Origin of the sequence: Pseudomonas graminis, assembly GCF_004364335.1 — a bacterium.
Lineage (GTDB): Bacteria > Pseudomonadota > Gammaproteobacteria > Pseudomonadales > Pseudomonadaceae > Aquipseudomonas > Aquipseudomonas graminis_D.
In genome coordinates, this window is record NZ_SOCR01000002.1 from 480,278 (window position 1) to 504,198 (window position 23,921).

Sequence of the window (23,921 nt, forward strand, 5' to 3'; positions counted from 1 at the left end):
CGGCCACGCCAGGGCGGCAATCCAAGCCAGACGTTGATCGCCCGTGTAAACTGCAGCGCGCCGCCGGCGTAGTACTGGTGGTGGTGCTGACGGTGGCGCGGGGGCGCTGCTCACGTTGCTTTTACCGGTGTTCTGCTACCGACGGTCTGTGCGCCGCTGTAAAACAATCCGGGGCTGACGAACGACCCGGCGCGAGCGCAAAACCGCCCGTATCTTGACCGCAACGCCGGGTCGGGTCAATACGACATAAACGCCAGTCACAAGCCGTCTCACCATGATTTATCAGGGTTTCGGCCGATTCAAACAAACGTTTGTATTGGACCTGCGAGGTGGTGTAGATATAATGCGCGCCTTCAAGATGACACCCGGGCTGAAGACCCTCCCGGTGTCGGTTTTAGCCATCTATAAAAATACGCCTAAAAAATACGCCGTTGAGCCTTGAGTAGGAGATAGCCTGTGGAACGCGAATTTATGGAGTTCGACGTCGTCATCGTCGGAGCCGGGCCCGCCGGGCTGTCTGCCGCTTGCCGCCTGAAACAGAGAGCCGCTGACGCCGGTCAGGAAATCAGCGTCTGCGTGGTGGAAAAAGGCTCCGAAGTCGGTGCTCATATCCTCTCCGGTGCGGTGTTCGAACCCCGCGCCCTCAACGAGCTGTTCCCCGACTGGAAAGCCCTCGGCGCACCGCTCAACACACCCGTCACACGTGACGACATCTATGTGCTGACCGGCGCCGATGCCAGCCAGAAAGTGCCAGGCGCGTTCGTGCCCAAGACCATGCACAACGAAGGCAACTACATCATCTCCCTGGGCAACCTGTGCCGCTGGCTGGCGCAGCAGGCCGAGAACCTCGGCGTGGAAATCTACCCGGGCTTCGCGGCTCAGGAAGCGCTGATCGATGAGAACGGCGTGGTGCGCGGGATTCTTACCGGTGATCTGGGCGTCGACCGTGAAGGCAATCCGAAAGAAGGCCTGTACACCCCCGGCATGGAGCTGCGCGGCAAGTACACGCTGTTCGCCGAAGGCTGCCGTGGCCACATAGGCAAGCAACTGATCAACCGTTTCAACCTCGACAGCGAAGCAGACGCCCAGCATTACGGCATCGGCCTGAAGGAAATCTGGGAAGTCGATCCGGCCAAACATCAGCCTGGTCTGGTGGTGCACACCGCCGGCTGGCCGCTGGAGGTCATGGGCACCGAAAACACCGGCGGCTCTTTCCTTTACCACCTGGAAAACAATCAGGTCGTGGTCGGGCTGATCGTCGACCTGTCCTACGCCAACCCGTACCTGTCGCCCTTCGATGAATTCCAGCGCCTCAAGCACCACCCGGTCCTGAAGCAATACCTGGAAGGCGGCAAGCGCATCAGCTACGGCGCGCGCGCCATCTGCAAGGGCGGGCTGAATTCGCTGCCGAAGATGGTCTTCCCCGGCGGCGCGCTGATCGGCTGCGACCTGGGCACGCTGAACTTTGCCAAGATCAAGGGCAGCCACACCGCCATGAAGTCGGGCATGCTCGCCGCGGAAGCGGTGGCAGATGCGCTGTTCGCCGGCAACGAGGGTGGCGATGCGCTGAACGGCTACGTGGAAGGTTTCAAGGCCAGCTGGCTGCATGAAGAGCTGTTCGCCAGCCGTAACTTCGGGCCCGCTGTTCACAAGTTCGGCGCGATCTTCGGTGGTGCGTTCAACTTCATCGACCAGAACCTGTTTGGCGGCACGATCCCCTTCACCCTGCACGACACCACGCCGGACTACGCGTGCATGAAGCTGGCGGCCGACTCGAAGAAGATCGACTACCCGAAACCTGACGGCAAGCTGAGCTTCGACAAGCTGAGCTCGGTGTTTATCTCCGGCACCAACCACGAAGAAGAGCAGCCGTGCCACTTGAAGCTGAAGGATCCGAGCATCCCGATCAGCGTAAACCTGCCCAAGTGGGATGAGCCTGCTCAGCGGTACTGCCCGGCGGGGGTTTACGAGGTGGTGACCCAGGAAGACGGCGCGAAACGCTTCCAGATCAACGCGCAGAACTGCGTTCACTGCAAAACCTGCGACATCAAGGATCCGTCGCAGAACATTACGTGGGTAGCACCGGAAGGCGCAGGCGGCCCCACCTATCCCAATATGTAAATTGTAGGAGCGCGCTTGCCCGCGATGGCGGTGTATCAGTCAACTCATCATCGACTGACAAAACGCAATCGCGGGCAAGCGCGCTCCTACAGGTTCCATTGCGCCGCATTCTTTGCCGGTAGCCCTTATGGTTTCAGCCTCACCCTCACGCTGATACCTTCAGCCGCTCGCCCTCTTCCCCCGGATTGCGCTCGAAGTAGCGTTTGTACTCGCGGCTGAATTGCGATGTGCTCTGGTACCCGACCCTGTGCGCCACTTGCGCCACCCCCATACCCTCGCCGATGAGCATCTGCTGTGCCTTGAGCAGCCGCACGCGTTTGAGGTACTGCACCGGCGACAGCAAGGTGCTGCGCTTGAAATGCTCATGAAAGGTCGAGGCGCTCATATTGGCGCAGCGCGCCAGATCCTCGACGCTCAAGGCCTGATCGTAATGGTCGCGCAGGTGCTGCAGCGAGGCTGCAATGCGCGCGAAGTGGCCGGTCTGTTCGACCAGTGCCCGCAGCACTCCAGCCTGTGGACCACGCAGCGCGGCGTACACCACCTCCCTGACCCGAGCCTGCCCCATCACTTGCGCGTCCAGCGGATCGTGCAGGCAGCGCAGCAGCCGCTCGACACTCTCGCGCATCGGCGCATCCAGCTCGGCGGACGTCATCGATTCCGGCGTCTGCGCCTTGACCTTCACATTGGGCGCCTCGCCCATGGCCTGCACCAGCTCGCCCAGCAGCGCGCGATCGATGGACACCGCGACGCCATACATGGGCGCCTGGGCCGTGGCGAAGGTTTCGCACATGAACGGCACCGACAACGCCTGCACCAGGTAGTGACCGGCGCCGTATTCCAGCGTACGTGGGCCCAGGCGCGCGAGCTTGCTGCCCTGGGCGATGATCACCAGGCTGGGTTCGTAGATCTGCGGGCTGCTGGCGACGTAGTAATCCCAGGACATCGCCTGCACGCCCGGCACGAGGGTGTCGACGAAACCCGGGCGCGGCGCCAGGGGCTTGATGAGGGAGACCAACTGGGCGTTGGCGTCGGAATGGGAAAGAGGAGACATGGGCAGCCATACAGAGGATTTGACACCGCCATCATCGCAGATCAGCTGCGCGCCGCCCTACTGTAAATGTGAAATCCGGAGGATCAGGCATGACAGGCGGAGGAATGACCATGGCCGGAGATGCCCTCGCTGCGGACAATGCACCGCCTCAACCGTTATCGTTTTTGCGAGGTTCTTCATGTACACAGCCATCGGTTACGCCGCCCAGTCCTCAACCGCTCCCCTCGCCCCCATGACGTTCAGCCGCCGCAGCCCGCGGCCGGACGACGTGGCCATCGAGATTCTCTACTGCGGCGTCTGCCACTCCGATATCCACCAGGCGCGCAACGAGTGGGGCATCGCCGTGTACCCGCTGATGCCGGGCCACGAGATCGTCGGCAAAGTCACCGAAGTCGGCGCCAACGTCAGCAAGCACAAAGTCGGTGATCTGGTCGGCGTCGGCTGCATGGTCGATTCCTGCCGTCAGTGCGAAGCCTGCGCCCGGGACCTTGAGCAGTATTGCCTCGAAGGCGCGACCATGACCTACGCCACGCCAGACCGCGTCGACGGCAGCAACACCATGGGCGGCTATTCCAACAGCATCGTGGTCAGCGAGCACTTCGTCGTGCGTATCCCGGAAAAACTCGACCTGGCCGCCGCCGCACCGATCCTGTGTGCCGGCATCACCACCTACTCGCCGCTCAAGCACTACGGCGTCAAGGCCGGTGACAAGGTGGGTGTGCTGGGCATGGGCGGCCTGGGCCATATGGGCATCAAGTTCGCCAAGGCCATGGGCGCGGAAGTGACGCTGTTCACCCGTTCGGCGAGCAAGGCAGAAGAAGGTCGCCGTCAGGGCGCCGATCACGTGATCGTTTCGACCGACGCCGAGCAGATGAAAGCCGCTGCCGGTCATTTCGACTTCCTGCTGGACACCATTCCGGTGCAGCACGACCTGAACCCCTACCTGGAAACCCTGCGTTTCGACGGCGTGCACATCCTCGTCGGTCTGATCGAACCCGTCGACCCGGCGCTGCATGCCGCCAACCTGGTGATGAAGCGCCGCGTGCTGGCGGGCTCACTGATCGGCGGCATCGCCGAGACTCAGGAAGTGCTGGATTTCTGCGCCGAGCACGGCATCACCTGCGACATCGAGATGCTCGATATCAAGAACATCAACGAGGCGTACACCCGCATGATTGCGGGCGATGTGAAGTACCGTTTCGTGATTGATATGGCCACGTTGAAGGCCTGATCACCGGTTCGCCCCGCGCAATGCGGGGCGAACGGCGACCCTACTACAACGAGCGCTCGAGCCACTCCGGCTGGAGCGCCGATTCAGCATGAGGCGCCTCATGCTGAATCGGGTGCAGCGCTGGCCTCGGCGATCCCATGGGCCAATGGGGCAACCTCGCCTGGGGCATGCTTGCGTGCCTTGACCACCGTCACCGTGGGCTTGGCGACCACCGCATTAGCAATGGCTTTCAGTGCTGTTGCCTGCTTCGCAGCGCGCAGGCTCGCGGGCGAAGGCTTCACCGCCGACGGGGCGGCCACTTCCATCTGTGCGGCTGGCGAGCTACCTCCGTCTTCGCGCTGGCGCAGCATTTCGCTGGCAACTTCACGTACCTTGCCTACCCCCTGCAGCAACGTGAGACTTACGTGAATGTCGTGCTTCAAGTGGCTGATGTAGTGCCGGGTCTCATCGATCTGAAGTTGCAACTCAACCAAAGCTGCCTCAAGCCGTGAGAGAGTGGCCCGCAGCTTCGTCTGCTTTTTCCGTTTTGCGTTTGGCGTGTAGTCGAGACGGTCCCGCTGCTTGCCAAGCTTTTTTTCCACCTTGTTGCGCTTTTTTTCGAACCTGGAAAGCTTCTTTTCAGCATCAGCGAGGGCTTGTCCACAGGCTTGCTCAAAATGCTCCAGCAAAATGGTGGTGAGTTCCTGAAGCAGCAGCAGCGGTGTGAGCTGTATTTTTTTTCGACTCGCCATAACATCCCCCCTTTTCGAATCAAGCGTGCCTTGGCCGGACGGCCCATGGCCTCTGAACAGTTAAGACCGCGGGTCGGGGTTATGGTTGGGCCGATCACGGACCGATTTCTCTATCTCCTCACCTGCAGGCGCTTTCCGGGTTTTCAACTGCCCGTGATTGCCGTCCGGCGCTTTAACGTTTCGCCCGTTTCCCCCCTCCTGCTCTGCGCAGTGACGCCCTACCCACCCAACTCCGCCGACAGCCGTGCCGCCGCGTCCTTGATGATCGGCACCAGGTCGGCCATCTTTTCCAAAGGCATGTACGGCACGGTGCTGGCGATACTGATGCCAGCGACGATCTGTTTGCTGGCGTCACGCACCGGCGCCGCCACACAGCGGATCGACGGCTCGTTGTCTTCCAGATCGAATGCATAACCGCCCCGCACGTACTCGTGCATGCGCGCCTGCACCTGCTCCCAGGTCTGCTCTTCATGGGCCGGCCACAGCGGGTTTTTGCCGGTGGTCGGCACACTGATTTCGTACAGCCGTTGCCATTCGCTTTCCGGACTGTCCAGCAGCAACGCCTTGCCGATGCCGGTACGCGCCAACGGCATGCGATGGCCTACCCGCGAACGCATCTCCGGACCATTGCGGCCGGGATTCTTGTGCAGGTACAAGACCTCGTCGCCATCGCGCATCGCCAGGTGCACGGTGTCGCCGGTGAGCGCCGACAGTTCGTCGAGAAAGGGTCTGGCCAGCACCAGCAGCGGCACTTCTTCCTGGGCCTGAAACCCCAGCTCGATCAACCTGGGCCCCAGCACGTAACCCGTTTGCGGCAACACTCGCAGGTAACGCTCCTCCACCAGACAGCTGGCGAGCCGGTGGGTGGTACTGCGGGTGGTGCCGATCAGCCGGGCGATTTCCTTGAGGTCGCGAGCGCCGCTGGCGACCGCATGAATCACGCCCAGGCCGCGAATCAGCGTTTGCGTGCCGGTGGGTGCAGGGTCTTTGCCAGTGACGGCGGTGTCGGATGCATCTTGCATGGCGCGCCTTATCGAATCAGAAAACCGGCGACATTATCGTCGCGAGCCTTGAAGCCTGCCAGCGCTGCACAGCATCTGCACAAAATCTGCTCCGCGTCTGCACAGGCTCATGACAACTCGATGCGTTCCACCTCGCCCGCCAAGAGGATGTAGGACACGCCCCAAGCAGCGCCAGAACGGCGATGTCAGTGAGCGCCAGCGCAAAGCAATCACCCGACGCCAGCAGGCCTGACTCCATGACTCATATAGCAAACGATGCCCCGGCGAAGGTTCAAGTTCAACAAGCTCCGTAGAAGCCTGTGTATGTAAGGGCATGAAAAAACACCGCACGGAAATCCATGGCCGGGGGCGGCTGGATATCTCAAGGGCGGGGTGCAATACAACACTGCAGGTCATTCCGAGGTAGCAGTCGACACTGGACTGAACAGCTCGAATGTTCACGTCATGACCCAGGACGCCACAACTCGTGAAACTTTGTGGCGTGTCCTATGATTGCTCGGTCAACAAAAAAATGGGCATCACCACCTAATCCAGTGTGTTTTTGCCATTCGCTTGCGATGTAGTTCCCGGCGCTTACGAAGTATCGCTTGCCGTGGCCAGCACTGATGGAAGTTGCGCCATCAAAACAAGTGCGCCAGCGGACCGTTTCGCACTTGTGCGCCCGAAGCCCATTACTGCTCATAACGCAAGTGCCGCAGGGTAAGCCAGCAGCCAGAAGTCGCCGAAGTCGCCGAAGTCCCAAGGTTCTCTTACGCCAAGTTACTGGACATGGCGCACTACAACATAAGGGCTACAGCCCATGCAGCCAGAATGATCATCTCCAAGCGCCCCACTGATCTGGGCGCCCGGCATCACCTTGTCAAATACTACAACTGCGCGGTTACGGCGTGCTCAGAGGCTCGACTGGCGGAGAATGGCATCGTGGCATGGCTAAGTAATGGCTCAGCTAACGTTCCCGCTATTTATTACCTGAATACCGCCTTATTACATATCCCGCGTAGAACCTGTGACCAGCGGAGTTCGCCAAGAGTCCTGAGCTACATCAATTAAAAACGGCTGCTTTTTCGGCAACGGAACTAAAAGGCCACTACCCCGCAATGCACCTTAGTTGTGCCTTGACCTTCCCGATGCCTCATCACAGCGCCTTAAGCCTAATTACCTGCGTGGTTTCTAGCCGTTGGCTTTGTATCAAAACTGAAACAAATGAGTTGCCATACCGTCCAGAGCGGACTATTTTCTTACGGCGCTCACTAGGGAGCTAATAAATAAAAAGGTGTGCAGGGATGCGAAGGTTCAAGCCGTCCAATGCTGTCCGTTATTCCGTTAAACCCGCAACCACTACCGCACTTTGCGCGTTGTCTTTTACCTTTGGCTGCTCGGCTTATGCCGACTATGCAGAACAGGGGAAGTTAGGCGACGCAGCCAGTTGGCGCTCGGAAGAATTTCAGAGCGACTGGGGATTGGGCCGCATTCAGGCCGACCAGGCCTATGCGGCTGGTATCACCGGCAACGGCGTCAAAATCGGCGCGATGGACTCAGGATTCGACCCCTCACATCCCGAAGCCAGCCCTTCCCGCTACCATGCGGTAACGGCCAACGGCACCTATGTGGATGGTTCGCCCTTCAGCATCACGGGTGCCATCAACCCTAATAACGACACCCACGGCACGCACGTAACCGGGACCATGGGCGCGGCCCGTGATGGCGTTGGCATGCATGGCGTGGCGTACAACGCGCAAATCTACGTGGCCAACACCAACCAGAGCGACAGCTTCCTGTTTGGCCCGAACCCAGACCCGCAGTACTTCAAGGCGGCCTATGGCGCGCTGGCCGATGCCGGTGTGCGGGCGATTAACAACAGTTGGGGTAGCCAGCCGCCGGATGTGACCTACGCGACGTTGCAAGGCGTGCAGGCCGCCTATGCCCAGCATTACAACCGGGGCACCTGGCTGGATGAAGCGGCTGACGTGTCGCGCAAGGGCGTGATCAACGTCTTCAGTGCGGGCAATACTGGCTATGCCAACGCCAGTGTGCGTTCTGCGCTGCCGTATTTCGAGCCAGACCTGGAAGGCCACTGGCTGGCGGTGTCTGGCCTGGATAGTGCCAATGCCCAGCGCTACAACCAGTGCGGCATTGCCAAATATTGGTGCATCACCACACCCGGGAGGCTGATCAACAGCACCGTGCCTGGCGGCGGCTATGCGCTCAAGTCCGGTACGTCCATGGCCGCGCCCCATGCCACGGGCGCATTGGCACTGGTGATGGAGCGCTACCCGTACATGAACAACGAGCAGGCCTTGCAGGTGCTGCTCACCACCGCGACCCAGCTCGATGGTTCGGTCACCCAGGCGCCCAATGGGGCTGTAGGCTGGGGTGTCGTCAACCTGGAGCGGGCCATGCGCGGCCCAGGCCAGTTGCTGGGCACCTTCGATGCCACCCTGGGCGCCGGCCAGACCGATGTCTGGAGTAACGATATTTCTGATCGGGCGTTGATCCAGCGTCAGGCCGAGGACACTGCTGAACAGGCCGCCTGGCAGCAAACCCTGGTCAGCAGAGGTTGGCAGAACGGCGTGGCCAGCACCGCCAGCCAACAGGACCAGACCGACTACGCCGTGGGCACCGCCCGTGCGGCGGCAGCGGCTCAGCGCCAGTACGAAGGCAGCCTGATCAAGTCCGGCGCGGGCCGGTTGATCCTTGAAGGGAACAATACCTATCGCGGCGATACCCAGGTCAACGGGGGTGTGCTGTCGGTCAATGGCTCACTTACGTCCGCCGTGCAGGTCAATGCGGGGGGCACCCTGGGCGGCAATGGCCAGGTCGGTAACCTCACCGCGTTGAGCGGCGGACAGATTGCGCCGGGTAACTCCATCGGCACCTTGCAGGTCAACGGTGATTTAACCTTCGCGCCGGGCTCAACCTACGCGGTAGAGCTTTCGCCAACGGCCAGTGACCGCATTGTGGCCACCGGCAGTGCCACGGTGTCGGGGGCCAACATGACCCTGGCCCTGGACCCAACGCCGCTGGCCTTGAATGCCACGCCTGGCCAAACCCTGGTTGGCCGCCAGTACAACGTATTGCAAGCCGCCAATGGCGTGAACGGGCAGTTCGCTGCGGTCACCTCCAGCTACGCTTTCCTCGGCGGCCGGTTGGACTACGCCGCTAACGGCGTTGCGCTGAATATCGAGCGCACGGCGGCTTTCGACAGCGTGGCGCAAACCCCTAACCAGGCAGCAGTGGCCTCGGCCGCCGAGCAATTGGGCGCGGGCAACGCGGTGTATGAAAACCTGCTGCTCGCGCCAAGTGCCGCCTCGGCTCGGGAGAGCTTTCAGCAGCTGTCGGGGGAGATCTACCCGGCAGTCGCCACGCAGTTGATCAACGACAGCCGTTATGTACGTGATGCCGTTGGCGAGCGCCTGGGCGCCAGCGTGTTCGGTGCCGATGCCACTACCGCAGCGCAAGACAATGTGTGGTTCAAGGCCTTGGGCGCGTGGGGCAAAACGGATTCCCGTAGCGATACGGCTGGCTATACCTCGTCGATTAGCGGCGTGCTGGCGGGCGTCGACGGCAATGTCGGTGAAGCCACGCGCCTTGGCCTGGTAGGCGGCTACAGTGACAGCTCGGTCAATATGGGCTCGGGTACCCACTCCCGTGCATCGGTAGACAGCTACCATTTGGGCACCTACCTGGGTCATGAGATCGGCGCCTGGCGCCTGACCCTCGGCGGCGCCTACAGCTGGCACCGGATCGATGCCAACCGCGATGTACAGGTCGGCGGCGCCAGTGGCCGGGAAAAAACCAAGCACAATGCGCAAACCGCACAGGTATTCACCGAAGCGGCATACCGTATTCAGTTGCAGCCCGCAGTGCTTGAGCCCTTCGCTAACCTGGCCTATGTACACCTTGGCACTGATAACTTCACCGAGAAGGGAGATGCCGCAGCGCTCGCCTCCGGCAGCGATACCCGCGAAGCCGTGCTCGGGACGTTGGGTGTACGGGCGCTTAAAACCATCGCAATCAATGATCATCAGAAGCTGGACCTCTCCGGCAGCCTGGGCTGGCAGCACAACCTGAGCGACACCGATTCAGAGCAGCACATGGCCTTTGCGGCAGGCGGCAGTAGTTTTGGCATCGAAAGCTCGCCCCTGGTGCGTGACGCGGCCCTGGTGGGTGCCCATGCCCGCATGGCGCTGAGCCGTGAGGCCAGCGTTAGCCTGGACTACAACGGTCAACTGGCCAGCCGTGAAAAAAGCCACGGCATTGGCTTGAGCCTTAACTGGCAGTTCTAAACGCAAAGCGGCAGGGCGAGCCAGGCCTTCGCCCTCCGCTTTCATAAAGCTGAATGTTTCAACCTACCCATTGTTGGAAAAGAACGACGCGGACGCCAAGGCGGCATTCGCGCGGGGTTTTGTGTGCGCTAACTAAGGACAGTTGTATTTATGAAAAAGCCATCCACCACTCGACAGCTTGCTGTCAGCTCCATTCGGCACGCTATTGGGCAAGCCCATCGCGCTTCTTGCGGCGCCCTGGCCTGTTACCTGGCCACCCTCGGTGTAGCCCAGGCTGCGCCTTACGTAGAAGCCGGCCAGACCGGGAATGTCGCCAGTTGGCGCAGCCCGGAGTTCACTGCCCAATGGGGCCTGGGCGCGATCAACGCCGACCAGGCCTACGCGGCCGGTTACACCGGCAAGGGCGTGAAGTTGGGGATTTTCGATCAGCCGGTGTACGCACCGCACCCGGAATTCGCCAGCCCGGACAAAGTGATCAACCTGGTAACCAGTGGCATTCGCGAGTACACCGACCCCTATATTCCGGTAAAGGCCGGCGACGCCTTTCGTTACGATGGCACCCCTACCCCTGACTCCAACGGCCGGCTGGGTAACCACGGCACCCACGTAGGTGGCATCGCTGGCGGCAACCGTGACGGCGGGCCCATGCACGGCGTGGCTTTCAACGCCCAGATCATCAGCGCCGACAACGGCGACCCAGGCCCGGAAGACGGCATTGTGCTGGGCAACGACGGCGCGGTTTACCAGGCTGGCTGGAACGCGTTGGTCAGCAGTGGCGCGCGCATCATCAATAACAGCTGGGGCATTGGCATTACCGACCGCTTTGACCAAGGCGGTCGCGACCCGGCCTTTCCGCACTTCACCGTGCAGGATGCGCAGCTGCAGTTCAATCAGATCCAACAGATCCTCGGCACTCGGCCAGGGGGCGCTTACCAGGGCGCCATCGATGCCGCGCGCAGCGGCGTGGTGACCATTTTCGCCGCAGGCAACGACTACAACCTGAACAACCCGGACGCCATGGCCGGGCTGGGGTATTTCGTGCCAGAGATCGCCCCCAACTGGCTGACGGTTGCTGCCCTGCAGCAAAACCCCAACGCCACGGCCGCCGGCGCCACGCCTTACACCTTGAGCACCTTTTCTTCTCGCTGCGGCTACACGGCCAGCTTCTGCGTGTCGGCGCCAGGTACGCGGATCTACAGCTCCGTGCTTAACGGCACCAGCTTGCAAGACTTGACCGTGGGCTGGGCCAACAAAAACGGTACCTCCATGGCCGCGCCCCATGTGGCGGGCAGCATGGCGGTACTGATGGAGCGCTTCCCCTACATGACCGGCGCACAGGTGGCCGACGTGTTGAAAACCACTGCCACCGACCTCGGCGCGCCTGGCGTGGACGCGCTCTATGGCTGGGGCATGATCAACCTGGGCAAAGCCGTCAACGGCCCGAGCATTTTCGTCACCGAGGCGGATATTCCGGCTGAGTTTCGTATCAGCGGCGCCTATGGCGACAGCCAGTTCGTTGCCAACCTGCCGGGGGTAGGCGCGTTGGTCGATGCCGGTAAACCGACCCAGCGCCTCTGCAGCGGGCCACAATGCGGGCGGGACACGTGGAGCAACGACATATCCGGGCATGGCGGCTTGACCAAGACAGGTATCGGTACCTTGGTGATGACCGGCGCCAACACCTACAGCGGCCCAACCCTGGTCAATGAAGGGCGCCTGGCGATCAATGGTTCACTGGCCTCGGCAGTGACCGTCAACGACACCGGCATACTGGGCGGCAACGGCCGGGTCGCGTCCCTTGTCGCCAACCGTGGCGGTACGGTAGCGCCGGGCAATTCCGTGGGCACCTTAAACGTGGCGGGCGACCTTAACCTGGCGCCCGGCGCTGTGTATGCGGTGGAGTTGTCGCCCACTGGCAGCGACCGCATCATCGCCGGCGGACAGGCTACGGTCAGCGGTGCGACCATGGCCCTCTCGCTGGAAAACGGCGCCGGCTTCAGCACCAGCGAGGTCAACAGCCTGATCGGCCGGCAGTTCAGCGTGCTGCAAGCCGCGGGCGGCGTGCAGGGCCAGTTTGGGTCGGTGCTGGATAACTACGCTTTCCTGGATGGCAACCTGGCCTATAGCGGTACCGGCGTTGCCCTGGCCCTGGAGCGCAACGCGGACAGCTTCGCCAGCGCTGCGCAAACCGCGAACCAGGCCAACGTAGCAGCGGCCGCCGAGCAATTAGGGGCCGGTAATGCGGTGTACGAAGAGCTGCTGTTGAGCCCAGATGCTGCGACCGCTCGGCGTGCCTACACCCAGTTGTCCGGCGAAGTGCATCCGGCCATCACCACTCAGTTGATCAACGACAGCCGCCAGGTGCGCGATGCCGTGGGTGATCGCCTGCGCGTCGACGGGCTGTACGACCAGCCCGCGGCGGGTGTTGAAGGCAACAACCTGTGGGTGAAAGGCCTGGGCGCCTGGGGCAAGAACGCTGGCAGCAGCGACAGCGCCAGTTCAACCTCATCCCTGGGCGGCCTGCTCGCCGGTGTGGACGGCCTGGTGGCTGAGCACACCCGGCTGGGCGCCATGGTCGGTTACAGCGATACCTCATTAGGCATGGGCGACGACACCCATTCCAGCGCCTCGGCCGATAGCTACCACCTGGGTGCCTATATTGGCCACGAGGAAGGGGCGTTGCGCCTGACCGCGGGGGCATCCCATAGCTGGCACCGCATCGACGTCAAGCGAGACCTGCAACTGGGCACCTCGACCGACCGCCTGAAGGTCAAGCGCGACGCGCAATCGACCCAGGTGTTCACCGAAGCGGCCTATCGTCTGAACCTGCAGCCTTTGGCTCTGGAGCCCTTCGCCAACCTGGCCTATGTGCACTTCGATAGCGACAGCTTTACCGAGAAGGGCGGCGCCACGGCGCTCAAGGGGAATGACGACACCCGCGACACCATGCTATCCACGCTGGGCGTGCGTGCCGGTAGCCGGTTCAACCTCACCGATACCCAGAAGCTGGACGTCTCAGGTACGTTGGGCTGGCAGCATAACCTGAGCGATACCTCAGCCGAGCAGCACCTGGCCTTTGCCAGCGGGGTGAATACCTTTGCCGTGCAAAGCGTGTCCATGGACCGGGACGCCGCCGTCGTGGGCGCCCGCGCCAGCCTGGCTTTGAACCGGGATGCGCGGATCAACCTGGACTACAGCGGCCTGCTGGGCGCCCGGGATAAAACCCACGGCGTAGGCCTGTCGCTGAATTGGGAGTTCTAACCGCAAGCGCTGCCTGAAAGCCTGCGGAAGCTTAAGTGCTCTCGCCAGATGCGACAAACCGGAAGGCAGGGTCTACTTTGACCCTCCAACCGGTTCAGTAGCTATCCGGTGGAGCGCCTGAGGATCTGCTCGAAAGATTGCTCTCTTTGATGCAGAGAACCTCTCAAGCCCGGTCTTGACCGGGCATTGACGGCTTCTTTGCCTCTCTCAAGGAAACGTTCGTCACGGGCAAGTGATTGACGTCCCTCATTACGTATCGACAGGGTCATTACAGCTCGATGCGTTCCACCTTGCCCACCAACAGGATGTAGGACAACGCCCCGAGGAACGCGAGAACGGCGATGTAGGTGATCGCCGGCGCAAAGGAATCACCCGACGCGAGGAAGCCGATCACGATCGGTGGCGATCGCCGCCAGGTTGCCGATCAGGTTAAACGTACCGCCGGTTAGCCCCAACAGCCGCGCCGGGGCGAGGGTCGACACCAGCGACCAAGTGATCGACGCCAGACCGTTGCCGAAGAAGGCCAGCGCGAGGAAGGCGATCACCTCAGAACATTCTTGAATCCCACGGTTCTCCACCTTGCCGGTGAGATTTGTAGCTGTCGATTTTCCAATCTCCTGCTTTTTTTTAACAAGACGAAGAGATATTCATCCTGAAAGTTCGTCTGCGATGTAACAAATACTTCGGCTCGGGCTTTCGTTTTAATCTCCACCAGGATTTCCGTTGGATTTAGATGGGAAGCCAAAGCTCCCAGGGCCCTTACCGCCTTAGACCCGACGCGTTTCAGTGCAGTAATGGTCAAACAGAGTAACCGTTCGGGAACGTCACTTACCAAATCGATTGAGTTAAGCCTAGGGGTGACAAAACCTAAACCTAGTCAAGCCCCCAACTGGATATCAAACGCGCTCGCCAGGCGCTTGCGGCCTTTGGCAGTGACTATCAATGCACGCGAATCCAGGGTATGCACGAGCCACTTGTCCCGCACCATATGGCCCAGCAACACCGCGCCGAGGGTGCCCCCTACATGGGCGCAGCGCTGGCTCCAGTCGAGACAGGGAAAGGCAAAACGGCGCCGAGCCTGGGTGTCGGAAGTGAGATCCATGCCCATTTGGGTCAGGTGCTCAATGCCCTTGGGGGTCAGTCCATAGTCGCCCTGCTCTTGGCACATCAACTCGCCCACCAGCAAGGCATCGTGCAACATGACACCCACCTCCCCGGCCAAATGGTCGTAGCAGGTGCGGGCATGGCGCAGATGGCAGGGGGTGGAGGGTTTGAACGCCGGCACCTCGAATGAAGTAATTGACAACAGCCCTTCCAATGCCTTGGCGACATCGGCACTCGCGAGCTGGAAGTACCGATGCTTCCCTTGGGAAACCATCGTCACCAGCCCTTGCTCCAGCAGTTTCTGAAAATGGCTGGACGCCGTGGAAGGGCTCTTCTGCGCGACTACAGCCAACTCGGTGGCCGTACGGGCCCGGCCATCCAGCAAGCAGCACAACATGCGCGCCCTGGCAGGATCGGCAATCGCCGAGGCGACATTGGCCAGGCGCAATTCCGATTGCTCAACATCCATTGTTCGATGCTCCTCGAAGTGAAACCGTCACCTCAAGCATAACCTATGAGCCAACATGGAGGAGATGGCGATGAAGAACACCCGTTTTTTTGGAAAAACTGTACTGACGTGTACGTTCATCCTGGCAATGGTCGGCTGGGGCATAGGTTTTTACGGGCCACCCATTTACATGCAGGCCGTCATGGAACGCACCGGATGGCCGATCGCCCAGGTATCGGCAGCCGTTACCCTTCACTTCCTCAGCGGCACACTGGTCATTGCGAACCTGCCACGGATTTATGCCCGCTTCGGCGTGCCTGCCATTACGTTGCTTGGCAGCATCGTATTGGGAGTCGGGGTGAATATCTGGGCTCAGGCCAACCAGCTATGGGTGTTGTATGCCGGCGCCATCTGCTCGGGCATCGGCTGGGTCACGCTGGGTGCCGCCGCCGTCAACACATTGATCGCCCCCTGGTATGTCAAGGAGCGGCCCAAGGCCCTTGGCAAGGCATACAACGGTGCCAGCATGGGCGGGGTAATCTTCTCGCCCCTATGGGTGTTTTTGATTGAGCGTTTTGGCTTTGGCACGGCGGCGCTGGTGGTCACCATCATCGCCGTGGTGCTAATGGGCATCTTCGCCTCTCTGGTCTTCAACAAAAGCCCGCAAAGCCTGGGCCAGCATCCCGACAACGAAGCACTGCCGGAACCCATCGCAACCAGCGCCATCGTCGCACCCTGGACTGCCGCACAGACCCTCAAGTCAGCGAAGTTCCGCACCCTGGCCGCCGGTATGTCGCTGGGGCTGTTCGCGCAGATCGGCTTGATCGCACACCTGTATTCGATCCTGGTAGGACGCATGGGCGCCCATAACGCCTCATTCGCCATGGGCCTTGCCACGGCCAGCGCAATGGGCGGTCGTTACCTCGCCGCACGGCTGATGACCCAGGGCATCGACCGTCGTCAACTGGCCTGCCTGGGCTACGCCATCCAGATGCTCGGGACGCTGATGCTGCTCGGCCTGGACAGTCACCCGGCAGTGGCGTGGGTGGCGGTGTTGCTGATCGGTTCAGGCATCGGAAACGCCACCTCCCTGCCACCGCTGATCGCACAGACCGAGTTCAGCCGCGAACAAACCGCCAAGGTGATCGCGTTAATGGTGGCGATCAGCCAAGCCACCTATGCTTTTGCCCCAGCGTCTTTCGGACTGGTTCGCTCAAGCTTTTCGGATCCGGGCGATGCAATCATCGCCCTTGTGGTGGCTGCCGTGGTTGTACAAACCCTGGCGATCCTGTCGTTTTATCTCGGTTCTACCGCGCGCCCATTCGGTAAAATCGTCTATTGACGCCATCCTCCGGCCAGGCAGTTACGCTGCCTGCCACCCCTGTCCTGCCTTGGATCTAGTCCCCAGTAAGCACCCGGTGAAGGCGCATTGCATTAGTCCACGCTGTGATCATCAAGTGTTCAGGTTCCCAATATGGAATGCCAGATTCGCCCCGCAACGAGCGAAGATTCGGCAGCGTTCAGTCGAGTGGTGATCGCTGCTCTGCGTGAGTCAAATTCACAGGACTACCCACCTGATGTCATCGCTCAAGTTGAGCGGAGCTTTACTCTTGGGGCCGTCAGCGTACAGCTCACTGAGTGCACGGTTTTCGTAGCCTTGCTGGACGAAAATATTGTCTGCACTGCAAGCCTCATGAAGATGTCGTCAGAAGTGTTTTCGTTGACCCTGCACATCAAGGTGGCCCGATTATAATATTCTTGAATCCCACACTTCTCCCCCGTACCGGCGGGATTTATAGCTATCGATTTTCCACTCCCCTGTTTTTTTCAAAAACACGAAGAGATATTCGTCTTGAAATCTCGTCTGCGTTTTAACCAATACCTCGGCTCGGGTTTTGGTTTTGATCTCTACCAGAGTTTCCGTTGGATTTTCGACACCGTTAAATTTAGACGGGAAGCCAAAGCTCCTAGGGCCTTTACCGCCATAGACACGGCGCTTGTCAGTGCAGTAATGATCAAACAAAGGCTCAATACGCTCACCGAAGATCTCAAACCAATCGGTTCCCGCAACGTAGTGGTACTCATCGCCAGGATATGTCTGCCGCAGCGCTTCATCCTCCTCCTTATGCTTGGCGTAAATATCACTTTCGATCGAGTTCCATCTCGCCCCGAATTCGCTGACACGCATTGCTAAATGTGACTTAAGCGAAATTTCATCCATTTTATAAGCTCCAAAATTTCTATAAGGCATCGCTGCCTTGAACGTCGCCGTCTTTCGACTCTAGGTTTCCAGCTTAGAGAGCGGCGCGCCTGGTAGCTATCGCGGCTTCTGAGTTGGCTTCATCACTGATGCACTACGGCAGTATTAAACGCGCGAATAACTCGAGTGCACGCTACAGGGTCGTGGTCTCGGGGGGAGTAGTCGAAACGCCTGCTCGCCGGGGCTAGGCAGCACGATTCAGTCACCTAATCTGCGACCACCGCACCCCAATTGAGAGTCTTTATGAAAAATCAATTCTCGATCATCATTCCTGGTCACCACGAAGAATGCTTTGAAGCTTTTGGAGACAAGCTTACCCAAGCGATGCTGGACAAGGTCGACGGGATTAAAGGTGCGTGGATCGTTCTCGTCCCAGCCAATGACGATTTGACGATTGATGTCGTTTACCCTTCAACCGCTCAGCGCCAAGGCTGGTAGAGCTTTAACGCCACTCACTTGATATTCAGAAGTACCCGAGGATAAAAGCGTGACGTTTATAAGCGACTGGTTGATGCGACTGCAAAGCCGCCAAGCAGCTGTCTCAAAATGGGAGGCTCAACGACGAGACGAAGCGGCACAGCTGATTCTCAATGCTGAAGAAAAAGGCGACTGGATCGGTTTAACCAATCACAGCAATGGCTTCATTCGCGAAGTGGCCGTCAGGGCGCTATGCGCTGAACCTTGTCCCGAAGCATTGGAGGCACTGATTGAGCGGTTGAATGATTGGGTACCACAAATTCGCGATCTGGCAGCGCTAGGGCTCAATCATTATCTCTCGCCGTTGCATGCCAAGGACTTGTTGTACGCGCTCGAACCGCTCCTCGCACTTGCCTCCCGCGACAGGACAGATCACGGCGGAACGCTGTCAGCGGTTCGCAAGGTATTGCAGTTGGCCGAGAGCAACGATGAGGTCTACGCGAACTTTCTTGCGCGACAAAGCAAAGCCGCCCGGTACCTGTTTGCATTGCTGCTGGAAAGCGAGCAGGACATTGAGACTCTTCTGCGGGACGCGCTTGGCCATCGAGAACTAACCGTGCGCCTTCTAGCCGTGGACGCGTGCAAGAACCTACCCCATGAGCAAGCACTTCCTCTGCTAAGCGAGGCCCTTCAACGGCCTGGCGCCATGGTACGAGTAAGCGTCCTGCGGGCCCTGCTACCGATGCTTGCGAACCCACAACAGTTGTTAAGCACGATGTTGCTGGATCCCTCACCGGCCATCCGTACCCTGACGCGCTGGGCAGCGGCACGTCACGATATTGATGCGCAGGCAGTCCTGGAAGAACGGCTTAAGGGGGAATTCCCGCTAAAGAAACGCGACTGGCTCGGGGTCCTGGGACTGGCAGCGGAGCTTGATATCGAGATCGAATCACAATGGCTAACAGCTGCAGCAAGATCCTCTTACGCCTCCGTGCGCCAAGCCACCATGGGTCGGTTAGGCGATGACCAACTGATCGAGCTTCTCGTGGCGCTGGACGATCTATCAGACCGCGTCTTTTTCGCTGCAGTGGCGCAAATGGACAAGCTGCCTTGGGCTTCACTTCATGCTGGTCTAAATACAAAGCTCGACAGAGATTGGCATGAATTGCAAAGCGTTCGCCGGCATGCGCTTATGGGGTTGCGACCCAAATGGCAGCAAGTCGCCTACCTGCTCAAGCGGCTCGCTATGGAGCCTGTCGCGCGGTCATATTGGGCGAGGCAGATCGACCTGTGGTGCGATAGGCAATATCAGGTTGTTGATCCGGTTACGCCGAAAGCCGAGCGGGTTGAGCTGATAGACAATCTGCGACAACTCGCATCGATGGGCGTTATTCGCAAGGCCAGCTTTGCGCAGGTCTCGGGATGAAATGGGCCTCCCGTGAGGAGCATGTGTAGCAAACCAAGCGCAAGCTTCCTGTCTGGAGCATCGACGCCGCGGAGACACGTCAAACACAGCGCTCATACGTAAGATAACCGTGTGCGCCGGTACCTGTGTGTACAAAGCCAAACCGCTCATACATCAACCTTGCAGGGTTGTCTGCTCGCACACTCAAGCGCAATTGACTAAACCCCTGGTTCTTGGCATCCAGCGCATACGCTGCCAACAACGCTGTTCCAACACCGCTGCGCCTACAGTTTGCATCTACATTGATTGTGCAAAGCTCAGCGTAATTGTGCTCCTGAGTCCAAAGTGAATAACCTGCGAATTGATCGCCCATGACCGCTATGGTTAGCCGATCAAAATTCTCCACCCAGCGTGTCAGGTGCTTCTCAAATTGGAAGTTCCAGGAAGCCTCGTGTTCGGGCTCCCAAGAACGGATATAGCTCTGCTCTCCTCGGTAGATGGCCGGGAGATCGGTGACAACTGCTTGTCTCAGTATGAGTTTCATTTCCAGCTCTTGACCCAACGTGAGCGGACAGTATCGCCCGTCTGACCTATCGAGCTGAACTCATCGAGGTCAGCGGCCGGCGGAGCATCTGCCCGATTCTGCTGTACGCATGATGATGAGCATCTGCCAACAATTGGCGTACTACCGCTATCATAAGCGCATTGCCAGCCTTCGGGCGCTTAGGGCAGGTGCTCTATCTATATGTAGATGGCAACGACAACGACGCTGTCGAGGCAGAGCTTGTGGCTGCATTCAATGGTCTCGTTTCCGAATGGTCAGAGCTGGGGGCACTCCTCGTGAACCAGAAACAGGAACGCGATGAGAGCGCATTGGGGATTGATTTGCCCGATTGGTCTATTGGGTTGAACCTTCCTATTGAGAACTATGGCATCGAGCAGGCCAGCCGCTTGATTCTTTTTGCGCAGAGGCTCGCTGTATCTACGGGTCGAGAGTTCGTATTAGGTGTTTTTATCGCCCAGGGTATTAGTCAAGATGTGGTTTTTCTTGATGCGCATTCAGGGGAACACGGACGCTCCATTCTTTGGTTGTTCGCCGGGTCTCTGCGCAGTGGCAAATGAGAGGCAGCGATCATGAGTCTGATCCAGTCGGCGCGCATGAATGGGTATGATCCATATGCCTATCTCAAAGATGTGTTGATGCGGCTGCCGACGCAACGGGCTAGCGAGATCGAACAGTTGCTTGCGCATCAATGGATGTCCGTCTGACTTAGAATCTTGCTATCAAGGATTGACTAATGAAATGCATAGAAGATTTGGTTGAAATTAATGACCCAGCCATGATCTACATACGGGAGATGCTGGAGCAGGCCGAGCGCCCCTACGACTTGCTTCCCCCCTCACCTCAAAACACCAGCGTTCTCCTGCAGCTACAGGTAACGACCAAGTCGACTTTGGGGGCTATAGCATTTGAGACTGGCGGGATACTTACTGATCATGGCTGGCTTCGGATCCTTGGTTCAGGTCATCAGAAACTCACAAGAACCCTCGCGGGATGGAGCGAGGGACGGGCGCAAGGGCATCTGCTGGTTGCAGATGACGCGGCAGGTGGATGCTTTTCCATCAACGGGGGCGGCTTGGGTGATGATTTGGGAGCGGTGTACTACTGGGCGCCCGATAACCTGCTTTGGGAGCCATTGGGCATAGGTTACACCGCCTTCTTGGAATGGGCTGTGAGCAATCGTACGGCGGCCTTCTATGAGGGCCTGCGTTGGGAATCCTGGCGCGAAGACATTCAGCGTGTGAGCGGTGATCAATGCGTATCTTTCTACCCATTCCTATGGACGCAAGAGGGCTCAGTGGCAATAAGGGCGCGTAGGGTTGTCAGCATGGCTGAACACTACGATTTGAACTGCACATTAGCCGGCCAGTTGTAGGCCCCCGCGATCACTCCTAATTAGGTAATGTAGGCCGGCAGCGAGTCAAAGTGCGCTGGTAACGCACAGACATTTCAAAGTTTAAATGTTTAATTACTGGGCGCTTACCGATTACATTGAAATGTCCTACAACGTAAAACGTCGGCATAATTTCAACAATCGGCTGTCGCCGGTAGAGTTTGAAAAACGTTATGCCATGAGCTTGAAAGGTGTCTAGAGAATCCGGGGCAAGATGTCAAATGTGGTTCTAAGAGGATGCAAATCGGGCGTCGAGCCAGAGTAGCCGTTTTTGTGGCTCAACGTAGCACCAACCTATGAACTTGGTTCATGAGTGAAGCTAGCTTCGAACCTTGCAGCTTGCATGTTGGTCGCAAAAATCTGTGCCAGATCATTATTCGCCTGCTCTACTCCTTGCAGTGACCACGCTTTATTTGATGCTTGGTACAGTATTTTTTGTCGTCACCATGCAGCCATTTGTCTTGCTGCTCTTTTTCCCAGGGTGACAGACAAGAGTTGAAACCGCGTCCCCACCCTTGCCAGTAGCGTCCTTGAAGATGAGCCCGGGCGTCGGCATCTCGCGCCTCATATCCGGAACCCTTCTCACGAGCTCCGCACCCGCTCCGAAACCCTTCCCCATAGGCCCCGGTTAGAGGAGTTGTCTGAAACCACGCACACCCAGTCAGACACAACATTACAGACATGACAATCCTGATACCGAGGAACCGTTTGGTCACAAAGCACTTCCGTAGAGCGAGAGAGGTAGAAGCTGATGCCTACGAATGAGATCACAATGACATCACTTTGTTCGCCGAGAGGTCTGTGCTATCAGGATATTTGATGTCGGAAAATAAGAGGGTAAAGATGAACAACACCCGAACTGCATTGGTGACAGGTGCAACCAAAGGGATAGGTCTTGCGCTGAGCTATCTTCTGAAGGAGTCGGGGTGGCATGTGGTTGGCATCGCCAGGCAACCAATCGACGATTTTCCCGGCACATTAGTCCTATGTGATTTAGCCGACGTCCAGCAGACGGCTGAGATGCTTCGGAATCTGTTAGAGCGCACTGCTATTGATGCCGTCGTCAATAATGCAGGTATAGCAGGTCCACAGAGCCTGGAAAGCCTTGACCTTGAGACATTGCAGAACGTTCTTGACCTAAATGTGAGGGCCTCGGTACAGGTCACTCAGGCTTGCCTGCCATCCCTCAAGCAGTCCTCAGCAGGACGCATAGTAAATGTTTGCAGTCGAGCCATTTTCGGAGCACGAGATCGAACAGCTTACTCCGCCGCCAAAAGCGCTTTGGTTGGCATTACCCGTACTTGGGCGCTTGAATTGGCGCCCACCGGAATCACGGTAAATGCTGTCGCTCCTGGCCCTATAGAAACCGAGCTTTTCCGAGCCACCAGGCCAGTAGGTAGCGATGCTGAGCGTCAAATACTTTCCACGATTCCGATGCAAAGACTGGGAAATCCATCAGAAGTTGCCGCTTTGATTACCTTCTTGCTAAGTGAGGGTGCGTCCTTCGTGACGGGCCAAGTGTTCAGCGTCGACGGCGGAGGAAGCCTAGGAGGCAGGTAGCGACCCAATCAGCCAGTCCTGAGGACATGGGCTAGTTGGCGTATACCAAGGTACTGCCGATTCGACATGAACGTGCTTCTGCTGTTGAGGCAGCAAAGGCAGGCATCGAAGCGATCTTTCTGGAACATCGCCCTAAGCCTTATACGGCAAGGACGGTGAAGATCTTAAAGACCGACTGCCGACGAATTGTGAGACTACTTCGCTTACGTGAACGGCCCTACGCCAATGCTGCTTTCTTGTCCGGCCACGTTCAATGACAGTTGCGTGCCGTACTCAGACCGGATCTCCACGAGTATCATTAAACGTCTCCTTGTCAAAATTCAATATTGCGTCCATCAAATCTTGAGCACTACCCGTACCTTCAGCGGTATGTGTCTTGTAGTTGAAATCTAGTGCAATCCAACCCTCCAGCTTCGCCTCATAGCTATTAGGATATTGTGCCTGCTCGATAGCTGGTAAATCCTTGTAATTTTCCAGTGCTGCAGTAAATAATTTCGTCAGCTTCCCGGTTCCGTTATATTCCGCCATTGCATTGGCAACAACTTTCTGCCGCCAAGCGGATTCCCGATCGAATGACTCACTAAACGCGGCGCGGCGTTCATTAGTCGTAAAACTCCCACTGTCATCATAGATAATCATGAGAGCTGATCGCTAGTCATGCCCGCAAATGGGTTCTTGCCACTACCATTTACAAATAGGGTTGCGTTGCCCGCGCGTGCCAATAGCTCAGGGTCCTGAGTGCCAGGCACTTCTGCATCATGTACTTTTTTGTTGGCAAAATAACCATCACCGGAAATCTTGCTCAAGAGCTCGCTGGCTTTTGAGCCAAGCTCTTTCCTGCTCAAGCTCGAATCCCTTGCCGCCGCGCGCGCTGCACTTTCACTCAGCTGCAGAGAGAGTGAAGAAAGGCTACTGGTATCTTTCTGACTGTCAACGGCAGCGTATTCAGTTGCCACCTGACTTTTCGCCAGTGATGTAGTTTGGCTAGCTGTCACATTGGAAACCTGTGAGCCAGAAAGCACATTCGAGTTTATTGAAACGACCAAGATAACCTCCTCCCTGTAATTAG

17 protein-coding genes and 4 pseudogenes are annotated in these 23,921 nt (G+C 58.6%); 12 read left to right on the forward strand and 9 right to left on the reverse strand.

Features of this window, described 5'->3' with window-relative positions; genetic code table 11:
- Positions 1 to 456: 456 nt before the first annotated feature.
- Positions 457 to 2,121, forward strand: a complete 1,665-nt coding sequence (locus tag EC919_RS04610) for an electron transfer flavoprotein-ubiquinone oxidoreductase (protein ID WP_133771651.1) — start codon at positions 457 to 459, stop codon at positions 2,119 to 2,121.
- 145 nt (positions 2,122 to 2,266) lie between these two features.
- On the opposite strand, the gene EC919_RS04615 is transcribed toward EC919_RS04610, so the two are convergent.
- On the reverse strand, positions 2,267 to 3,172 hold the full coding sequence (locus tag EC919_RS04615; protein WP_133771653.1) for an AraC family transcriptional regulator: 906 nt from the start codon (positions 3,170 to 3,172) through the stop codon (positions 2,267 to 2,269).
- A 178-nt stretch (positions 3,173 to 3,350) separates the two neighbouring features.
- On the opposite strand from EC919_RS04615, the gene EC919_RS04620 reads away from it, so the two are divergent.
- The gene (locus EC919_RS04620) at positions 3,351 to 4,403 is read left to right on the forward strand and encodes an NAD(P)-dependent alcohol dehydrogenase (RefSeq protein ID WP_133771655.1); all 1,053 of its coding nucleotides are present in this window, start codon (positions 3,351 to 3,353) and stop codon (positions 4,401 to 4,403) included.
- Between the two features lie 98 nt (positions 4,404 to 4,501).
- Here EC919_RS04620 and EC919_RS04625 read toward each other — a convergent pair whose 3' ends face one another.
- Together EC919_RS04625 and EC919_RS04630 are read right to left on the reverse strand one after the other, a co-directional pair.
- Positions 4,502 to 5,134 carry an AlgP family protein gene (locus EC919_RS04625; RefSeq protein ID WP_243842202.1) on the reverse strand — a complete coding sequence of 211 codons (633 nt, stop codon included), beginning with the start codon at positions 5,132 to 5,134 and terminating at the stop codon, positions 4,502 to 4,504.
- Positions 5,135 to 5,352: 218 nt separating this feature from the next.
- The gene (locus EC919_RS04630; RefSeq protein ID WP_133771657.1) at positions 5,353 to 6,156 is read right to left on the reverse strand and encodes an IclR family transcriptional regulator; all 804 of its coding nucleotides are present in this window, start codon (positions 6,154 to 6,156) and stop codon (positions 5,353 to 5,355) included.
- A gap of 1,283 nt (positions 6,157 to 7,439) precedes the next feature.
- On the opposite strand from EC919_RS04630, the gene EC919_RS04635 reads away from it, so the two are divergent.
- Both EC919_RS04635 and EC919_RS04640 read left to right on the forward strand, forming a co-directional pair.
- A complete protein-coding gene (locus EC919_RS04635) occupies positions 7,440 to 10,442 on the forward strand; it encodes an autotransporter serine protease (protein ID WP_133771659.1) in 3,003 nt (1,000 codons plus the stop codon).
- Positions 10,443 to 10,592: 150 nt separating this feature from the next.
- A complete protein-coding gene (locus tag EC919_RS04640) occupies positions 10,593 to 13,703 on the forward strand; it encodes an autotransporter domain-containing protein (protein WP_133771661.1) in 3,111 nt (1,036 codons plus the stop codon).
- 268 nt (positions 13,704 to 13,971) lie between these two features.
- Here the strand turns inward: EC919_RS04640 and EC919_RS04645 are convergent.
- Positions 13,972 to 14,248 (reverse strand): annotated as a pseudogene (locus tag EC919_RS04645) (MFS transporter); the annotation flags it as partial.
- A 332-nt stretch (positions 14,249 to 14,580) separates the two neighbouring features.
- The gene (locus EC919_RS04650) at positions 14,581 to 15,276 is read right to left on the reverse strand and encodes an ArsR/SmtB family transcription factor (protein WP_133771663.1); all 696 of its coding nucleotides are present in this window, start codon (positions 15,274 to 15,276) and stop codon (positions 14,581 to 14,583) included.
- 70 nt (positions 15,277 to 15,346) lie between these two features.
- On the opposite strand from EC919_RS04650, the gene EC919_RS04655 reads away from it, so the two are divergent.
- Complete coding sequence (locus EC919_RS04655) at positions 15,347 to 16,597, forward strand: MFS transporter (protein WP_133771665.1); 1,251 nt, start codon at positions 15,347 to 15,349, stop codon at positions 16,595 to 16,597.
- Positions 16,598 to 16,729: 132 nt separating this feature from the next.
- Positions 16,730 to 17,004: pseudogene (locus EC919_RS04660) on the forward strand (N-acetyltransferase family protein); the annotation flags it as partial.
- Here the strand turns inward: EC919_RS04660 and EC919_RS04665 are convergent.
- Positions 17,003 to 17,506 carry an NTF2 fold immunity protein gene (locus EC919_RS04665; protein WP_347876976.1) on the reverse strand — a complete coding sequence of 168 codons (504 nt, stop codon included), beginning with the start codon at positions 17,504 to 17,506 and terminating at the stop codon, positions 17,003 to 17,005. The pseudogene EC919_RS04660 and the gene EC919_RS04665 overlap by 2 nt on opposite strands.
- Before the next feature lie 252 nt (positions 17,507 to 17,758).
- Here EC919_RS04665 and EC919_RS04670 point away from each other — a divergent pair, with 252 nt between their 5' ends.
- Entirely contained in the window at positions 17,759 to 17,953 is a 195-nt protein-coding gene (locus tag EC919_RS04670) for a hypothetical protein (RefSeq protein WP_133771669.1), read from the forward strand.
- A 49-nt stretch (positions 17,954 to 18,002) separates the two neighbouring features.
- Complete coding sequence (locus EC919_RS04675; RefSeq protein WP_133771671.1) at positions 18,003 to 19,358, forward strand: HEAT repeat domain-containing protein; 1,356 nt, start codon at positions 18,003 to 18,005, stop codon at positions 19,356 to 19,358.
- Between the two features lie 79 nt (positions 19,359 to 19,437).
- On the opposite strand, the gene EC919_RS04680 is transcribed toward EC919_RS04675, so the two are convergent.
- A complete protein-coding gene (locus tag EC919_RS04680) occupies positions 19,438 to 19,881 on the reverse strand; it encodes a GNAT family N-acetyltransferase (RefSeq protein ID WP_133771673.1) in 444 nt (147 codons plus the stop codon).
- 542 nt (positions 19,882 to 20,423) lie between these two features.
- On the opposite strand from EC919_RS04680, the pseudogene EC919_RS04685 reads away from it, so the two are divergent.
- The 4 genes and pseudogenes from EC919_RS04685 to EC919_RS04700 all read left to right on the forward strand — a co-directional run.
- Positions 20,424 to 20,606: pseudogene (locus EC919_RS04685) on the forward strand (transposase domain-containing protein); the annotation flags it as partial.
- Positions 20,607 to 20,635: 29 nt separating this feature from the next.
- A complete protein-coding gene (locus EC919_RS04690; protein ID WP_133771675.1) occupies positions 20,636 to 21,274 on the forward strand; it encodes a DUF2625 family protein in 639 nt (212 codons plus the stop codon).
- Positions 21,275 to 21,383: 109 nt separating this feature from the next.
- A pseudogene (locus EC919_RS04695) lies at positions 21,384 to 21,491 on the forward strand (IS3 family transposase); the annotation flags it as partial.
- 644 nt (positions 21,492 to 22,135) lie between these two features.
- Complete coding sequence (locus tag EC919_RS04700) at positions 22,136 to 22,852, forward strand: SDR family oxidoreductase (protein ID WP_133771801.1); 717 nt, start codon at positions 22,136 to 22,138, stop codon at positions 22,850 to 22,852.
- Between the two features lie 273 nt (positions 22,853 to 23,125).
- Here EC919_RS04700 and EC919_RS27340 read toward each other — a convergent pair whose 3' ends face one another.
- Both EC919_RS27340 and EC919_RS27345 read right to left on the reverse strand, forming a co-directional pair.
- Positions 23,126 to 23,491 (reverse strand): hypothetical protein, encoded by a 366-nt coding sequence (locus tag EC919_RS27340; RefSeq protein ID WP_243842203.1) that lies wholly within the window; start codon positions 23,489 to 23,491, stop codon positions 23,126 to 23,128.
- Entirely contained in the window at positions 23,488 to 23,898 is a 411-nt protein-coding gene (locus tag EC919_RS27345; RefSeq protein ID WP_243842204.1) for a hypothetical protein, read from the reverse strand. Before EC919_RS27345 ends, EC919_RS27340 begins: the two co-directional genes overlap by 4 nt.
- Positions 23,899 to 23,921: the final 23 nt, after the last annotated feature.

Bases quoted from the DNA above. Each gene is read 5' to 3' on its own strand.
- EC919_RS04665 (WP_347876976.1), bottom strand. From the start codon at position 17,506: ATGCCTTATAGAAATTTTGGAGCTTATAAAATGGATGAAATTTCGCTT.
- EC919_RS04630 (WP_133771657.1), bottom strand. From the start codon at position 6,156: ATGCAAGATGCATCCGACACCGCCGTCACTGGCAAAGACCCTGCACCC.
- EC919_RS04670 (WP_133771669.1), top strand. From the start codon at position 17,759: ATGAAAAATCAATTCTCGATCATCATTCCTGGTCACCACGAAGAATGC.
- EC919_RS04625 (WP_243842202.1), bottom strand. From the start codon at position 5,134: ATGGCGAGTCGAAAAAAAATACAGCTCACACCGCTGCTGCTGCTTCAG.
- EC919_RS04680 (WP_133771673.1), bottom strand. From the start codon at position 19,881: ATGAAACTCATACTGAGACAAGCAGTTGTCACCGATCTCCCGGCCATC.
- EC919_RS04655 (WP_133771665.1), top strand. From the start codon at position 15,347: ATGAAGAACACCCGTTTTTTTGGAAAAACTGTACTGACGTGTACGTTC.
- EC919_RS04650 (WP_133771663.1), bottom strand. From the start codon at position 15,276: ATGGATGTTGAGCAATCGGAATTGCGCCTGGCCAATGTCGCCTCGGCG.
- EC919_RS04640 (WP_133771661.1), top strand. From the start codon at position 10,593: ATGAAAAAGCCATCCACCACTCGACAGCTTGCTGTCAGCTCCATTCGG.
- EC919_RS04615 (WP_133771653.1), bottom strand. From the start codon at position 3,172: ATGTCTCCTCTTTCCCATTCCGACGCCAACGCCCAGTTGGTCTCCCTC.
- EC919_RS04700 (WP_133771801.1), top strand. From the start codon at position 22,136: ATGAACAACACCCGAACTGCATTGGTGACAGGTGCAACCAAAGGGATA.
- EC919_RS04690 (WP_133771675.1), top strand. From the start codon at position 20,636: ATGAAATGCATAGAAGATTTGGTTGAAATTAATGACCCAGCCATGATC.
- EC919_RS27340 (WP_243842203.1), bottom strand. From the start codon at position 23,491: ATGATTATCTATGATGACAGTGGGAGTTTTACGACTAATGAACGCCGC.
- EC919_RS04620 (WP_133771655.1), top strand. From the start codon at position 3,351: ATGTACACAGCCATCGGTTACGCCGCCCAGTCCTCAACCGCTCCCCTC.
- EC919_RS04635 (WP_133771659.1), top strand. From the start codon at position 7,440: ATGCGAAGGTTCAAGCCGTCCAATGCTGTCCGTTATTCCGTTAAACCC.